This is a genomic window from Ochrobactrum sp. MYb379 (assembly GCF_037479515.1).
In the GTDB taxonomy this organism is placed as follows: domain Bacteria; phylum Pseudomonadota; class Alphaproteobacteria; order Rhizobiales; family Rhizobiaceae; genus Brucella.
Window position 1 is genome coordinate 119,292 of record NZ_JBBGYW010000010.1, and the last position, 16,032, is coordinate 135,323.

Consider the following 16,032-nt stretch of genomic DNA (forward strand, 5'->3'; position numbering starts at 1 on the left):
CTAGTGACGGCACTGGAACTAATACCGCCTAAATACCGTCATTATGTCCGATTCTTATTTTGCCGCAAGAGGTCTCTATTAACAAAGAGTTACCGGGCTTCTTTCATCTGGCGGCAATTGAGTTCCTAACGAATCGAGTTCAATCTATGGTGCTGAAATTAAAGCGATTTATAGAAAATAGACCGCAGTCTAATGGAATCGCTAGATCAGCTTTTCCTTTATTGCGGTCGATGTGATGGAACCTCAAGGGCATCGCATCTGCTCTTTTGTGGAGGAATCACCTTTTGCCCAGCTTTGATTAAAATCAGGTAGAATCTAGAATTGGGCTTCGCAAACCGTTGCGGTCGTTGTTTTTCGTTAGGTTCGGATAATTGCAGTTGGGCAAGCGTGCTTAAGCTCATATTGTAAGCCCTAACGGCGAAGTGCTCCGTTGGTTTCTTGTGCTACGCAGATGTAGAAACGGGGGAAGGGGGCGGAGATATCGAAGCTGATGTGCATGCGGAGCAATTGGCAAACGCGAATTGCTGTCTGTTGCTACTTATCTCGACAACGAAACTCTTGCTTGAGTTCATGTTGTAGCTAGACAATTTTAACTAAATCGCATTATGATTGAAACAAGATACCCATGACCGAGATGAGCTCGCGGTCAGCGATGATGGATCGCTTGAAGACTTTTTGAAAGAGTCTGAGTAGATAAACAAATCCGGCATTTAAGTTTCAGAAAAAGAATAATCTATTTCTTTATAGATGCTTACATAAGCACTGAATTGGTGCTTGTAGCGTAAGTGAAGGTACGCAGGGCAGATTTGGCAGCAGTGCCATCTTACTGGGCAATCGCGCATTATCACAACCTATCATAATCTGGTTTGCGGTAGAAGACTGCTTCCAATTGCATTTTGAAGAAGGCGCGGATGACTGAGAAAGACATTGATAGTCTGGATGAGGCCCCGACAAAAGCAGGGCAGGTGGTCCCATTCTCATAGCCTGGCCGTCGTAAGTAAGCAGGATCAGGCTTTTGCGATAATGAGGCTTGCGAGTTCCGGGGTCGCTGGCCGTTGAGCGGGCATGCCAAGCGGGTCGCCGAGATAATGCCAGAATGACAGTCCAAGCTTTTTGCATGTCTTCATAAGGCCGAGCATGGTGTCACGGGCGATACGGCCGTCCCGGCTCAAGGTGCCACCGGAGATTTTTCGCTTGGTGACGCAACTGCGCAGATCATTCTCGGACGCATTGGTGTGCAACGGGATTTCCGGGCGTTCAAGAACTTTGAGCAATTCGTGCTTACGGCGCAGTAAGCGCAACAGAAGCTTATCCAGATCTGCATAGCCCGTGCGGATGGAAAATATCCGATCGAACCTGACTTCAAGGGCCTGAGCTGCACGATGGCTGGGACTTCGGGCAAAGTCTTTCAAGAGCTTGTAAAAGAGCCAGATGAGCTTGCGCAGAGTTTCGACATGTCGTGCCTACAGGAGCGTTGCTGGCATCAGCTTGTGCAACACGCGTTCAGCATGGACCCAGCATAGCGCATGGTCCCCCACCCGGAACTGACTCGCATCGTTGTAGACAATGACCGTATTGCCCGCCCATAAGCCCGTGATATCGGATGGTTCCCCACAGTCCGGCTTCTCCGAACATGCGGGCCGTATTGTTGTCGACGATATCAACGCCATTGCTGACAAGATACTCAAGAAACGTCACCTGATTGGGGAAGCGTTTTGGTTGATGGGTCCGCAGCCGCGCAATGAGTGTAGGATCGGCTTTACGCACCAGCGGATAATAGAATGCCGCATCGTTAAGAACATAATCCTGATAATTGCCGCGCAAGAGCGACGGGAAGTTCAGCCGTGACTTGGTCTTCGTGGTGCGGAACACAGTAAAATGGGTGTTGCCGATATGGGTAGTATGGAAGTTATCGCGGGCATGACGGGCACCGGTGTCGTCGACCGTTACATAGGCGGCTGACGCCAGATCAGCATGCAGAACCGCAGCATCTTCAGCGATAAAGCCATCCAGGTTCCCGACCAGCAGACGAACAACCTGCCGTTTCGAGATATCCACGCCGATATCGTTCAACAGCGTCGATAGTCGTTCCATCGTCACCTGGCCCTGTGCATGAAGCATTAAACAGAACCGTCGCAGAATGGGTCCGTAGCATCCGACGATTCCGACCGGCAGCGGCGCAAGAATTGTTTTACCGTCCGGTGTTACCCAGCATTCGCGCCGGTAATGAATAACCTCAGCGCGCAAAACAACATCTCGCACGTAATAGCTTTTGTAGCCCTTAAAGCGTGATCCAGACGGAGCATTGGCATGAAGAACCACGTCACTATCAACGCGCTCGACATCCAGTTTTGGTCCACGCGGCTTCTTCTTGCTGGTCTGCTTATCCTGTGCCTTCGCATCCGTTGCCTTGGCCATCCCTGACGGTTTGAACGGTGGTCGTGGCGGCAGGTTTTTCAGCCTCGCAATTTCATCGCGAAGGAGTTGGTTTTCGACTTTAAGCCGGGTGTTTTCCAGACGGAGCTCGGCATTCTCCTTACGGAGTGCTGCATTCTCAGCTTCCAATTTTTCAAGCCGAGCTTCTGCTCGTTCGGTTTTCTCAACCAAACCCGTGACCAGACTACGCAACGCGTTCAGTGAAAGCGTGTCAGCCTGCTTTGGCGAGGGAAGCGTTCTCTTCGGGATATCAAAAGAGAATCATGATTTACCAAATGCAGGAATCCTCTTGCTGCAAATGATCGACAAACTTCGTTGTTATGTACAAATCGTGAGCAAAAGCATCTCTGACGCCAACTCTAAATCAGAAACATCCCACCGGTTTTGCCCCACATACGTGAGCGAAAGTATGCGGGGCAGATTTGTTGGCAGTGTTATTTTTGCAGTGCAATTTCATGCGCTACTGCAATTTATCATAATCCGTTCTGTGAAATAAGATTGCTTCCAATTGTACATTGAGAAGGCTCGGGTGATTGATATCCGCATTGATGGACTAAATGAGGTTTTGTTGCGAACTATTTGTCCATGGGTGAGTTGATAGTATCTCTGCTTTTAGTCGGCTGAGTTTTTTCAATGTTCAAAGGCCGTCATTCTCTTGTGTGTTCGATGGTACCTGTTGAGCCTTCGCGATCTGAAGGACGTTATGGCGGAAAGCGGCATCAATCTGGACCATTCAACGGTCTATCTCTGCGTCGTCATCTTCAGTTCAAGACTGCTTGAATGTTTGGATCGGAAGAGGACATCGGTGACGAGGAAGTGAAAACTCGATGAGATTTATATCAAAGTCAAAGGCGAGTGGCTGTGCTTATTACCCTTGATAGTAATGGCAATACGGCTGAGTTTTATTTCAGCAAAGTCCCTAATTTGAGCACTGCCAAACGCTTTATACGCAAAGCTCTGACCCGCCACACCAGACCAGAGCGCATTACCATCGATGGAATCGAGACCGGCAGAATAGTTATAGTGCAATGCGATACAGAGAGCAGACATCGCGCTTGCCGTTTTCAAACTCACTCACATGATGCGCAAACAGCGAGGCGTCTTTGAATATCAAAAAGCATCTCTATCAAACAACAGTTAGAAGCACTCGTAGCGTAACAGCGTCCAGAGCATATCCAAGTTCCGTTCAAATCAATTGTTTGTATCACAACCAGCTGCAGCCTTGGTCTCCATCGCAAACATCCGTCTGCTCACCCGGCGTATCGCAAGAGCCTGATATTGATACGTTCATTATGATTCAGTCTCTTAGACGAAATGAGTCAAAAAAGCCAAATACCTGTACTGAAAACCAGTATCCCCCAAAAAAAATCCGGATAAATTTGTTATGCACCGTCAACGAAAGGAAATAACATGACTGATACACCGACTACCGATCCAGATGTATGGACTAGCGTGAGTTACATTTCGACCCACACAGATTCTAATTTTATATACGCCAATGGACTAAATATGATTGCTGTCGACGTTACAATACAGGCAACCAATCAAAAGAATAATAATATGTTGGTTAAACCTGAAGTTTTAGAAAATGCTATTATTCTAATAGACTACTATAAAGATACAGAACTATTTACATTTAGAGATCCTAATGGATTAGTTAATACATTAGGTGATAGCTGGTATTATACGAAAAAGACCAGCATGTATGCTATAAGTAATGAGCTCGACGCGTCAGGTTCTGATAATTCACGTCAAACTATACGATTTTATATATATACTTACAATTCTAATTATATTGGTGGTGGCCCTAAGACAATTGGTGTAATTATAAATCCAAATCCCAATATTGCTAATAAAAGACAAATAGTTTATTCTGCTAATAGCTCTAAATATACAGTAAATCCTGCCACTTTCGAAGTTCGTCAACCAATATATTATGATACTAACAGTATTAGTTTAATTTCAGTCGACTCTAATCAATACACCAATTACTATGTAACTGCAAGAGATCCAAACTTAAGGTTTGTATGTTCAGAAATATTGGGACCTGGTCACGCCATGCAATACAATCAGGTAGCATATAAGGTATATTACTATGGAAACCTAAGATGTATTTATATGTGGAATATTGGCCCACAAAGTACAGAGACTGAATTAGGTTGGGGGCCGTACGTTACAGCAACCGTTAATGACAGACCAGGAGCATTTACGATTACGAGAACTTATCAGAGAGAGAAAGTATGGAATCAAGATAGTGAGTCTGAATACGAATGTGTATTTGTACTATATGACCAATATGGCAATTACGGGAAATTTAAAAATCGCTATAAAACAGGGCTATATGGAGAACAAACAGGTTTCGGAAATCAAAATCCAAATCGGGACAAAGATTTATACGACTTAAAGATAGATAATGCGTAAAATATAAATTATTAATATAGTTAAAATTGCAAAAATTAACATGGATATCGTATATATTACGTTATCAATTTACATCGGAGATTAAATAAATATGTCAGATACATCTAACATAATAGTTTATGATTTTGGTTTCCGTGGCAATCTTTCTCGTGAATCAGTGACAAAAGCCAACAACGATGACACTTATCCAACACAAATTGTTTGTGTTTTACGGCTATGCACCTCTAACGGAGATGTTATAACTCAAGATTTTACAGGTAATATTCGGTTTTCTCTAATAGACTATCACGATAAAAGCCCATTGACGAACGATGCTAATAACGTTTCCAATTGGGTTATTAACAGTAGTCCAGTGGTTACTTTTAATGATAATGATTATAGTTATAGCTGCACATGGGGAATAATAGCGCGATCCAATGTAGCAAAACCAATTACGATTGGATATGAAATTGAACTCAGCAACAACAATTATTCTGGAAAAGCACAGAATACGTCCTCAGATGGCGCGCAGAATCCAATCACACTTGCATATGCAGCTCAGTAAGTTAAACAATAAATTTATGCAGTAAGTAAATTCTGCTGTATAAAAATTTGTATTCGGTAATAACTATTATTCTTCGTTCGAATAAAACTGTCAACGGCTTCGGGATTGAAACCGTGCTAATCTTATTTTGCAATGATCGTACTTAGAACTGGCGTAATGCTCGTAGAAGATCCTTCAAATCGATTATTAGCACTACAGAGCGATTATCTATAACCGCTCTACATCCAGCTATGCGATAAAATACGGCTTCGATTTTTATAAGAGTTACTTCAATCGATACGTAAATTAATATTATTTAATTATACTTATGGGAGCCCAAGATCATGAGTGCCTATTCTCAAATCTTCACGAAAGCGACTGATTTTGTCGGCTCTGTGGCGGGTGGCGTTGATCCCCGCACAGGGCAATTTGTTATTAATATCAACTTTGGGACTTTATCAGCCAATAATGGTTTGGGTCCAGACATACCGCTAATGCTGAGTTATTCACCAATGGCTCGGGCTGATCTTGGTTTTGGCATAGGCTTTGGCTTTGGTTTTACATCGTATGAACAGCGGTCCACGTTGCTGTCGCTTGCAAGCGGATCGAATTACAAGGTTTTAGAAAATTCCAGCAATTTATCTTTGATAGACGCGAAGCTGAAGGAGGTTTCCGTCCAGAAGTTTGAGGATGAATACTACAAGGTTATTTATAAGGATGGCAGTTTTGAATTGCTGTCTAAGCCAAGTACGATGAATTCTTTGAAAGTTCCACTCAAAATTGTATCAGCGAATGGTCATTATGTGAGCTTTGACTGGAAATTTATCAATAATCAGTTTCGACTCATATCCATCACTGACGAAAACGGCGTCGTGATTGCACGAGTGAGCTATCCCGATACGAAGAACCTTGCAACACGGATCGCTATTCTGCCAGATCGCCAGAATGCTACTCAGGGTAAAGAAAACCCTGAAGGATATAATTTCTGCCTTCTGTTTAATGACAGCCGTTACTTAAGCAAAGTTATCTGCGATGTCGCTGACGGCCTTGAATGGAAGATCGGTTACACGAATTTGAGCCAACTTGGCCCGTGGGGACAGGTCGCCAATAGTATTACCCATCCAGGTGGGTTCTGCGAATATGTGGATTATTCGAAGAGTAAGGGCCATCGCTTTGCAGGCATGCGTACTGATATGAAATCCAGTCTGCATCCCTATGTGACGGACTTCACACATGTCCCCGGAGGCGACCAGCCAACCTATTCTGTTCACTATGATTATGGTCTTCGCAACAGTCATAACTTTCTGGGCTATTCAGCAGCGGCCATTCATGCTCGAAACCCAACAGTAGACGCACTTTATAATTGTTCGGACCCCCAATATTCTTATTATACGCGGGAGACCCATACCGATAATGTAGGCGTTCAAACCCGAATTGATCGGCAATTTAATTGTTTTCATCAATTAGTCGGGCAGACGAACAGTAAGAACAATTGTTGTGTCGCAAAGAACACTGTGTATTATTCCAAACCCGGTGGAGGATTTGAAAGCCAGGCAGCGAACTTTGAATGTCCCAAGCAAACGACCGTTTGCTTATATCGGAGGGATATAAACACTGGCCAACTTGCGCAAACCACAGCCACGACATCGTTTACTTATGACAATAATGCAAATATTCTGACAACGTCTGCTTCATATACAGATGGGAACGGATCAACGACCCAATTGGGGACCGTTGTTTACGAATATTATGCAGCCGATCTAGAGACAGATTATGATGCTGCAACAGGCTATGGCTGCCCTGCGGACCCCAATAGCTATAATAGAAACCATCAGATACGGCGTTTCTTAAAATCAAAGACGGTTACACCACGTTCCATTGCTCGAGATGAAAAGCCATCCCAGACACGGTATTCATACACCCAATATTCTATGCCGGATTCCGTGACACAGCTGCTGTCACAGTCAGACCCGGATCGCAATACGTCCTTTGCCGTGTTTATTTCCGAAGAACGCTCCTACGACAACCCTGATAATAACGAGCAGTTGCTCAATACGTTGAATTATAAATATGCCGATAAAACCGCGACGCTAAGCGGCGGCAATGGATCTATGCATGAATTCGGTTTGATGTTTAACACCGTGAATACCCATTATCCGAATGATGGTGTGCCAACAAACAGTGCCGATCCTAAGACCGCGCAGAGTTTCAGTACAACCTCCACAACGTCCCGCGCTCTTAATGGCGACACTCTGGAAACCACTTCGACCGTCACAACCTGGGATAATTTGGCGACATCAAGTTCGCAGAAGTGTTCGCGTTTCAGTGGCTTCGTCACGGAGACAACCAACGCATTAGGCGTTAAACGTCAGGCGACCTATGACATGCTTGGCCGCATCCTGACTGCCACCACCGCAGCTGGCAGAGAATATGCCGACACGCGACAGTTCGAGTATGATATTAGCAATTCCGGTATAGTGAGTACGGTGACCGACAGTCTTGGAAATAAAGCTCGCGTTACGGCCAACGGTGCGGGCAAACCAATACAGGGCGAAGTCAAATTAAACGTTGCATCCTCCCTCTGGCAGGTAATGGGAACGAGGAAATACGATAATGCCGGTCGTCTGGAAAGCAGTACGCTTAAAGATTATTCGGAAAGCACAAATCCAGAGCCATTGTACACAATAACCTCAGCCTATCACTATGATGTTTGGGGGCGAATGGATTGCGTGACATCTCCTGACGGCGTCAAGAATTACAGCATCAACGATCCAATCTTCGGCTGTAAAACGACCTATAGCGAAAGTCCTGGCCCCAACCCTATTCAATCGAGTAAGATCGTGACTACGATCAACATCGCGAATGCCACGCTTACAGCTGAGCTATTTGAACCCGATAGTACATCACCAAATCCATATAGTAAAAAGATACAGACATATGATGGGTGGAAGCAATTACGCACCTCAACCGATGAGTTGATGCGGTCGTTAACTTTTAATTACGACATATTTGGGCGCGCAATTACCACAACATTACCTGCGTGTACAAAACCGGCAAGCATCAGTATTGAAGTCCCCAAAAGTAATGAATATATTGAAATGCCAGCCTACGATCCGGCAAATCCATCAGCGGGTTGCCCTCTCACTGTTTCTGGTACAGCAACTCCCGAAGCCCAACTCAGATTGTTGGTTGATGGCATTGATACCAACGTGCCGGTTCAAGTTCCAATCACAGGAAATTGGTCGCAAGACGTCAGCATAAGTGTCGCTCAAACGGGGGATGATCCTCACACTATTTGTGCAGAAGATGCAACCGACACGAATGACAAGGTAACCGTAACCTTTTATGCGTCTAGAAAACAACCCGTTACACCATCGGCAAATATCAATATTCTTTACCCCCAGAATAACGAAAATGTTGAAATGCCAGCCTACGATCCGACGAATCCATCACAGGATTGCCCTCTCACTGTCACCGGCACGGCTACGCCTGGTATCACTTTTACCCTTTATGCTGATGGCAAACCCGATGCTGGCTATGAAGTTGCTGTTCCAAGCACAGGAAATTGGTCGCAAAATGTTACCATAAGTGTCCCTCAAACAGAATCTTCTTCTCACACCATTCTGGCTGCCGATGTCAATGAGCGCAAAACCGTAAACTTTAGTGCACAGAGAAAACAAGCGGTCGCAATACCAGAAGTCATCAGTATTGGTTACCCCCTCGACGGCGGTACTGTGCAAATGCCAATGTACTCGCCCGCAAATCTATCACAGGCTTGCCCTCTCACTGTTAGCGGCACGGCCAAGCCTAGTAGCGCTCTCGAACTTTATGCTGATGATGCCCCCAATGGCGTGCCGGTTCAAGTTTCAGACACAGGAAATTGGTCGCAAATCATTTCCATAAATGTCCCTCCAACAGGATCTACTTCTCACACTATTCGAGCAGAAAATGTATCTGACTCTAAAGATCAAAAAACCGTCGATTTTACTGCGTACAGAAAACACTCTGTTGGCCTTCTAAAAGATGAAATCAGAGATTCATACAGCAATGTGGATATTACAAGAGGACCAATATTTGCGGATTCAGGTACTACAGGACTTTCATCCCAAAATGATATGATCAAAAGAATTTACGACCGTTCCTCCGCATCGAGTGCTGCTGTCGATATTAAGGTCAATGATGTATCCATGGGCACGCGCGAATTTGACGGGATGGGCCGTGTAACCAGCTTGACGGTTGGCGGCCGCAGTTGGTCCGCAACTTATGATACGGCGCATGGTAGTCTGACTGCGCCAGCCACTGTAACCTCACCGTTCATAACACCGGTCATTGATTTTGAGTATGAGCCAGCACTTGGCGGAGCAATCCTCAAAAAAACAGCAAATGATGACCACGTTGAATTTACCTATAGTGATAAGGCCCAACTGGTGACTGCGACCAGCACTCTTGCCTCCTGTCCTTTAAACCCCGCAGTCATAACAAACGGCTACGATGAAGTTGGGCGGCTGTTAAGCGAGACCTTCTCACAGCAACAAAATCCATCAGGATATAGCTACACAACCGCTGGCCGGGCCAAAAGCTATACAGATGTTATGGGGAAGACATGGGAAGTCGGGGCTTACGATGCCTATGGCCGCCCGACGCAGGCCGCTGACGCAGACGTCAGCTTGTCTCTCAACTATGATGCGCTTGGACGTGTCTACAAATCGACAACGACCGACAAACTCACAAACGCTACACTGACCACAACAATCAGCTGGGATACACTGGGCCGGGAACAAACCCGTCAGGTCGACAGCAGTTCAAATCAAAGCAGCTGGAGGCTTGAACAAGCATATAACCTGAACCATCAACTCAGCAGTAAGGTCATGAAGCGCAATGTTAGCGGAACCTTTGCCGCTGTGCGCACCGAGGCCTATACCTACGACGAGCGCAATCGACTGATTGGCTATACATGCGCTGGCAGCGACTTGATCAAGGACGAAAAAGGCAAAGAAATTACCAGCCAGACATTTACCTATGATGTTTACAGCAATATCACCCAGTCAGTGACAACGTTTCAGGGTGGAGATCCAGACACTGCTACCTATTCATACACCAACATGAATGATCCTTGCCAATTGAGCTCGGTTACGCATTCAAACAGTGATTACCCCACAGAAAACTATCAATATGACGCGGCTGGCAATCTTGTGGCGGACGCATCAGGACGACAGTTTACTTATGATACCGGCATTAACCTTGGTTATCTGCGCTCCGTTGAAAAAGACGGCAAGAAAACCGATTTCTTCTATGATGCGGCAAACAGGATTATATCCGAAGGCGGCACAGTATTCGTTTATCGTGGCTCTTCGCTTGTCAACCAATCACAGGGACTTGACACTGTCCGTTTTGTGGGCGGCGGCGCTGCACAGGTGCGCACAGGAGAAAACGCTGGTGTCTGGCTTTCCGGATCAGAGGCCAATGGTTCTGTCTTAAGCGTCGACAATGCGAATGCTGATACCAAACATTATGACATTGCCTATAGCCCTTACGGTGAAATACCCTCAGACCAAAAAACACCAAGCACAATCGGCTATACCGGGCAGCGCAAGAGCAACTTGCTTGATGGCTATCACTTAGGCAATGGCTACCGCCTGTACCAACCATCACTGCGGCGCTTTACATCGCCAGACAGCATGAGCCCCTTCGGACTAGGCGGCATAAACCCATACGCATATTGTGCCGGTGATCCTATCAATAGCACTGATCCAACGGGGCATTTTGGTGAAGATGAGATGGCTGAGGAGTTAGCCACCATTGAACTGATGCTGGATGAAATGGCTACAGAGGCGGCAATGGAAGCCGATGCGCCTTCAATGAACCAAGCACAAGTAGTTGCTTACAGACAGAAGACTCCAGTATCTGCTCCACAATACAAGTCACCAGATCCGACCCCAACTAGCAAGCCGACCCCAAGTAGCGTTAAAGATAAAATAAAATATTATGAATCACTTTCCACTCCCGATAATAAGAATTCACCGGTATATGCATCTTTGAGTCCGTCCAAAAATACGGGTCCCAGCACTTCATTAAGTTCAGCAATTAATAAAAGTCATGATATACGAATAGGCAAAAATAAATCTTATTTTAATTTTGATTTTGAAGACATGAACGAGCATTCGCTTAGACTTGATGAAGAAGCTAATAAAATAAAAAATACAACAAAGCCAGTGTATAAAACTGAGTTTTCTTCTTACAGGCCTAGAACAAATTATTCTACATGGGTGAAGATTTCAGATTTATCCAAAAGTCGGAGTGTAGCAAAAGCAAGAGTGGATTATTATTTTGATAGAATGAATGAAGATAAATTAATAGATCCTATAGATGTAACAGAACATTATGATGGAAATCATAAACTTAGAAAAATTCGTATCTTTAATGGCAACCATCGCTATGAGGCATCGAGATTGTATGGATTCACATTTATTCCTGCAAATATTTATCAAACTTATTATGACATAGAGCCAAATGTGATAGATGAGCCAATTGTGATAGATGTGTCGAACAGACCAGCATATGTTCCGCCACATCTTCGACCAAAGAAATTATAATTAGAATTTCAATTTGTATTTATTAATAATAAATACAAAATAAATATTAAGATCAATAATCAAATATTATATTTAAAGAAATTGAACAATGATTTACTATAGTAATTTCTCCGTATTTCGGACAAAGCAAGTAAGGATTCGGCTTCGACCCCCAATGCAAGTTTCCAGGCCATTTCTTAAGCATTTTCTGTCATTTTACCGGTAGCGTTCCTGTTTGAAGTAAAATCCTATAAATCTGGCAAATTGATGTTACCTGAACATGACACAAGCAATCACAGCGAAAGGCCTAGCGGCCTTTCGCTTAAACATTTGATTCAAGTGTTTTAGTCTCTCACCACTTTATTAAGAATCCAGCAGATGCTTTGAGAGAATGGCTATTGGGAAAGTTGTTGAGCAATGTGTTGAAAAGCCTTCGTCATAAACGGTTGTTTTACAACCAATTAATTTGGACGGAGTACGGCTTGGCTCTGGACGCGATTATACAGCGAGTGCTTCGAACTGCTGTTTGATAGAAAGAACAGTTGCAGCGACGAAGGGGCCTTGCTGTTTGCGCATCATGTGAATGAGTTCGATGCCTACGAGTGTGATGTCGGCTGCGGTTTCGGACTTGAAACCCCGCATGGGGCGAGTGCGTCGTTTGATACAGCGATGATCTTGCTCAATGGTATTGTTCATATATTTGCTGGAACGAATGGCAATCGGTTTGCCAGTCTGTCTAAATAGGCTCTATGTATCGCATTGCATTATAGCTATTCCGTTGGCCTCATTTCCATAAATGACTATTCGCTCTGGCCTACCGTGTTGGGCCAGAGCTTTGCTTATAAAGCGTTTGGCAGTGCTCAAACTATTGTCTTCGCTGAAATAGAATTCAACCGTATCGCCACTGCTGGCGCACGCACGATATAAGTTCAGCCACCCGCATTTGACCTTGATGTACGTCTCACCGAGATTCCATTTGCGTGTGACCTGACGCTTCTTCCGATAGAAACGCTCAAGCAGTTTGGGGCTGAAACAGATGACCCAACGATGGACAGTTAAATGATCGAGATCAATGTCCCGTTCCGCTAGCATTTCTTTCAGATTGCTCAGGGTCAACAGGTACACTCAAACCCACAAAAGAATGACGGTCTTTGAACATTCAAAAAACTCGGCTGATTAAAAGCCGAAAGACTATGCGCTCATCAATTGACGATAAGTTTGTAACACATCCATATGTTTCGCTAGTTATGGCTGCTGTATGCTCGTTTCGAGGCATTCTGGCGGCGATTGCTAAAAGCTTTGCGGCGTAAAATTGGGGTCGCATGGATCTTCTGTAATGTAGCGCTCAGATCTGTCTCAAAAGCTATTGGGGTGCAACAATAAAGCAACTTGAACCACCATCCGCAGGTCTGGCTCGATCGCGCGTTTCCATATTTGGAGGGCTTTGCCAGATCTCGAAACGTGCGTGATCGGATAGTTGTCAGAGCCATGTCCCAAAGCTTCCGAAAATAGCGGTGGTGATTGAAACGCGATAGGTCGCCCGCATCGGCCAGGACCATCCTCGACATCGGTATGGCATCAGAATCGGGTGCGACAGTAAAGCAAATCTAACGACGAGCCGTTGAGTAAATATCTGATAGCATTCATTCTTTGCCAGATTACGGCCAAACACAGCCTAAACACGGGCGCCATTCCCGAGGTGTTACGGGGCTGAATTCACTATCAACGCTGTTCGCGATGGACGGATTGGACCAAAGTGGATCGTCACTGGATTGCGCTTGGGAAACCTGCCAGGAACCGTTTCATCGAGAGCTCCAATGTCAGCTTCCGCGTCGAGTGCATCGATACACTCGCTCACACTGGTATCAAAATCACCGCATGAACGAAGGGTTATAGCCGCAGCAGACCCCATTCTTCTGCGGGCCACATCACGTTCAACACGTTCGCCATGAAAATCGCGCTAGAAAAATGCGCCTCATAAGGTCAGATCAAAAGCCCCAAACTCCCCCGCGGACTGGGGGAGTTTGGGGCTTAGGGTGACCGTAAACGTTTACTTACGTTAGTGCTGTCTTTATCGCAACAGTGGCGTGATCGACATATTCATGCTGCCAGGTACATGCTGCTGGAAGAGCGTATTTTCCATCAAACCCCTATTGGCCTGTCTACTCGAAAACGATAGGTACACTTCTATACTGCTCATCGTCACCATTTTTGAAAGATACGTAGAGCCTAGAGGTTTTACTTTTTCGAGACGCTAAGCTGACGTTGTAAGGTGTTGAAAGTACCGTTGCCGTCATCTTGTTTGAGTTATTGAGAACAAAATATACGTCTTCGTCTGGGGTAAGAGATTCATCTACAATTGAAAGCTGGACCTGTATCGGATCGTCTCCCGGCGGAAAGCGCGTTAAGTTACAGAGAATTTCTGATCCGACTTTTTCTGGTTCACCTATACTTATTTTGAACGGTGACGAGTTATAGTAAAACAATTTTTTATATTCTGGTAAATTGTCTACATATATTTCCAGATTTGTTACTTCGTTTACCCCTGTATACAATCCTCCGATTTGAACTTGGGCAATGCCGTTGGAGTCTGTCTGTTTTTCTACGGGCTTATCGGTATTGTTGATATAAAAATTCGCATCCGATATGGCGAATATAATATTTTTCCCAATAATTGGCTTACCTTTTGTATCTAAACATTTATAGTATGCCGTTACATTTTCGGTCGAGCGAAAGATGTTATTATCGAACACAAATTGGTTCGGATCATAGTCTATAAAAGTGAAATCTTCACTTTTTTGGGCGTCTGAATTGTAATACCCGAATATTTGAGCGCGAATAGTTACCGTTCCAGGGCTGTAGCTATAAAACCCAGCTTGTACCCACTGATAGGGATCCTTATCATTAATAAATCTAGTCTTGACATATATATCAGTCGGCCTTGATCGGCTTTTATCTATATCGACACCCGCCATATCGAAAAGCACAAAGTCACTATTTTCAGTGTAAAATCGAATTAAGAAAGATTTATTTGGTCCGTTAGGGTCATTTGTTGTTACTTTGGCAACCAAAGAGTTATCACTACCGTCATTTTTCTGATTATCAATTTGTTTTTCCAACTTAAGTATATAGTTTGGTCGAAAAGAAAAAGGTATAGATTGAGGCTTTATTTCTTTCACGCTGGGTACGCTAACCGAAACGTTTACTGAGCAAGGCTTGTCTGCTTTAAAGCCTACTAAACAATCGTTGAAATCGCCTGTATCGTTAGGTCTAGCCTTGATCAGATACTTAGAAGATGTGGAGCCGGGCAGTGCAGCTTTCAGATCGAAAGAAACATCGCTATTATCTAATTCTAACTGGATTATAGGATTTAGGCCCTCTGGTACCGATTTGCCATTCAGGCTTATGTTAACCCCGATAATGTTGGTTTGTATACCATCTGCTTGGGCATAACTGTATGCATCTTTTGCAGTTAGCAGCCATTTGTCACTTTTAAAGCTAAACTGAGCATCCTGCGTTTTGGTTGACTGATTGTCGAGCAGGCTTGCGGTAATCGTAACTGCATCTTCTTCAACAGTGTCAGAGAAATAGGCTAAGGCTTCGAGTTCTCCGTCATCGTTCAATGTTGCATTGACATAGAGCGTGCTACTCGTTGATCTTTTGTCTACGTTACTTTTGCTTACATCGAATTTCGTAGTATTACTCGATGATGTAAATGTAATGATGAATGTTCCGCTGGTAGGCGTATTATTGTTCTTGTCCTTGATGATAACTGATGCGCTGTCTTGTGCGATACCATCGGCTGCAGCGCCATCGCTGATCTTTTTCAGGGTAAGATTGTAAGCAATTTCTTTAAAGCTAAATTGAGCATCCTGCGGTTGGGTAGGCTGGTTGTCGAGGAGACTTGCGGTAATCGTAACTGCATCTTCTTTAACGGTGTCAGAGAAATAGGCTAAGGCTTCTAGGCCTCCGTCATTGTTCAATGTTGCATTGACATAGAGCGTGCTACTCGTTGATCTTTTGTCTACGTTACTTTTGCTTACATCGAATTTCGTAGTATTACTCGATGATGTAAATGTA

The 16,032-nt window shown here is 44.4% G+C and carries 5 protein-coding genes and 3 pseudogenes; 5 read left to right on the plus strand and 3 right to left on the minus strand.

The genetic code is table 11. The features are described from left to right. Nucleotides 1-1,007 precede the first annotated feature (1,007 nt). Nucleotides 1,008-2,685, minus strand: a pseudogene (locus WH356_RS17460) (IS66 family transposase). 400 nt (nucleotides 2,686-3,085) lie between these two features. On the opposite strand from WH356_RS17460, the pseudogene WH356_RS24115 reads away from it, so the two are divergent. From WH356_RS24115 to WH356_RS17480, 5 genes and pseudogenes are all read left to right on the plus strand, one after another. Further along, nucleotides 3,086-3,176 (plus strand): annotated as a pseudogene (locus WH356_RS24115) (IS6 family transposase); the annotation flags it as partial. Nucleotides 3,177-3,297: 121 nt separating this feature from the next. After that, nucleotides 3,298-3,543: a DDE-type integrase/transposase/recombinase gene (locus WH356_RS24120; RefSeq protein WP_445253688.1), complete on the plus strand. Its 246-nt coding sequence runs from the start codon at nucleotides 3,298-3,300 to the stop codon at nucleotides 3,541-3,543. Between the two features lie 303 nt (nucleotides 3,544-3,846). Continuing rightward, complete coding sequence (locus WH356_RS17470) at nucleotides 3,847-4,857, plus strand: hypothetical protein (RefSeq protein WP_339513068.1); 1,011 nt, start codon at nucleotides 3,847-3,849, stop codon at nucleotides 4,855-4,857. A gap of 91 nt (nucleotides 4,858-4,948) precedes the next feature. Further along, nucleotides 4,949-5,401, plus strand: a complete 453-nt coding sequence (locus WH356_RS17475) for a hypothetical protein (protein ID WP_339513070.1) — start codon at nucleotides 4,949-4,951, stop codon at nucleotides 5,399-5,401. A 323-nt stretch (nucleotides 5,402-5,724) separates the two neighbouring features. Then, nucleotides 5,725-11,973 carry an RHS repeat-associated core domain-containing protein gene (locus WH356_RS17480; protein WP_339513072.1) on the plus strand — a complete coding sequence of 2,083 codons (6,249 nt, stop codon included), beginning with the start codon at nucleotides 5,725-5,727 and terminating at the stop codon, nucleotides 11,971-11,973. Between the two features lie 477 nt (nucleotides 11,974-12,450). Here WH356_RS17480 and WH356_RS17485 read toward each other — a convergent pair. Together WH356_RS17485 and WH356_RS17490 are read right to left on the minus strand one after the other, a co-directional pair. Then, nucleotides 12,451-13,074 (minus strand): annotated as a pseudogene (locus WH356_RS17485) (IS6 family transposase); the annotation flags it as partial. Between the two features lie 1,040 nt (nucleotides 13,075-14,114). Next, the coding region (locus WH356_RS17490; protein WP_339513074.1) for a hypothetical protein at nucleotides 14,115-16,032 on the minus strand (1,918 nt) is incomplete at its 5' end.

Coding starts and splice junctions, on each gene's coding strand:
- WH356_RS17470 (WP_339513068.1), top strand. CDS start 3,847: ATGACTGATACACCGACTACCGATCCAGATGTATGGACTAGCGTGAGT.
- WH356_RS17475 (WP_339513070.1), top strand. CDS start 4,949: ATGTCAGATACATCTAACATAATAGTTTATGATTTTGGTTTCCGTGGC.
- WH356_RS17480 (WP_339513072.1), top strand. CDS start 5,725: ATGAGTGCCTATTCTCAAATCTTCACGAAAGCGACTGATTTTGTCGGC.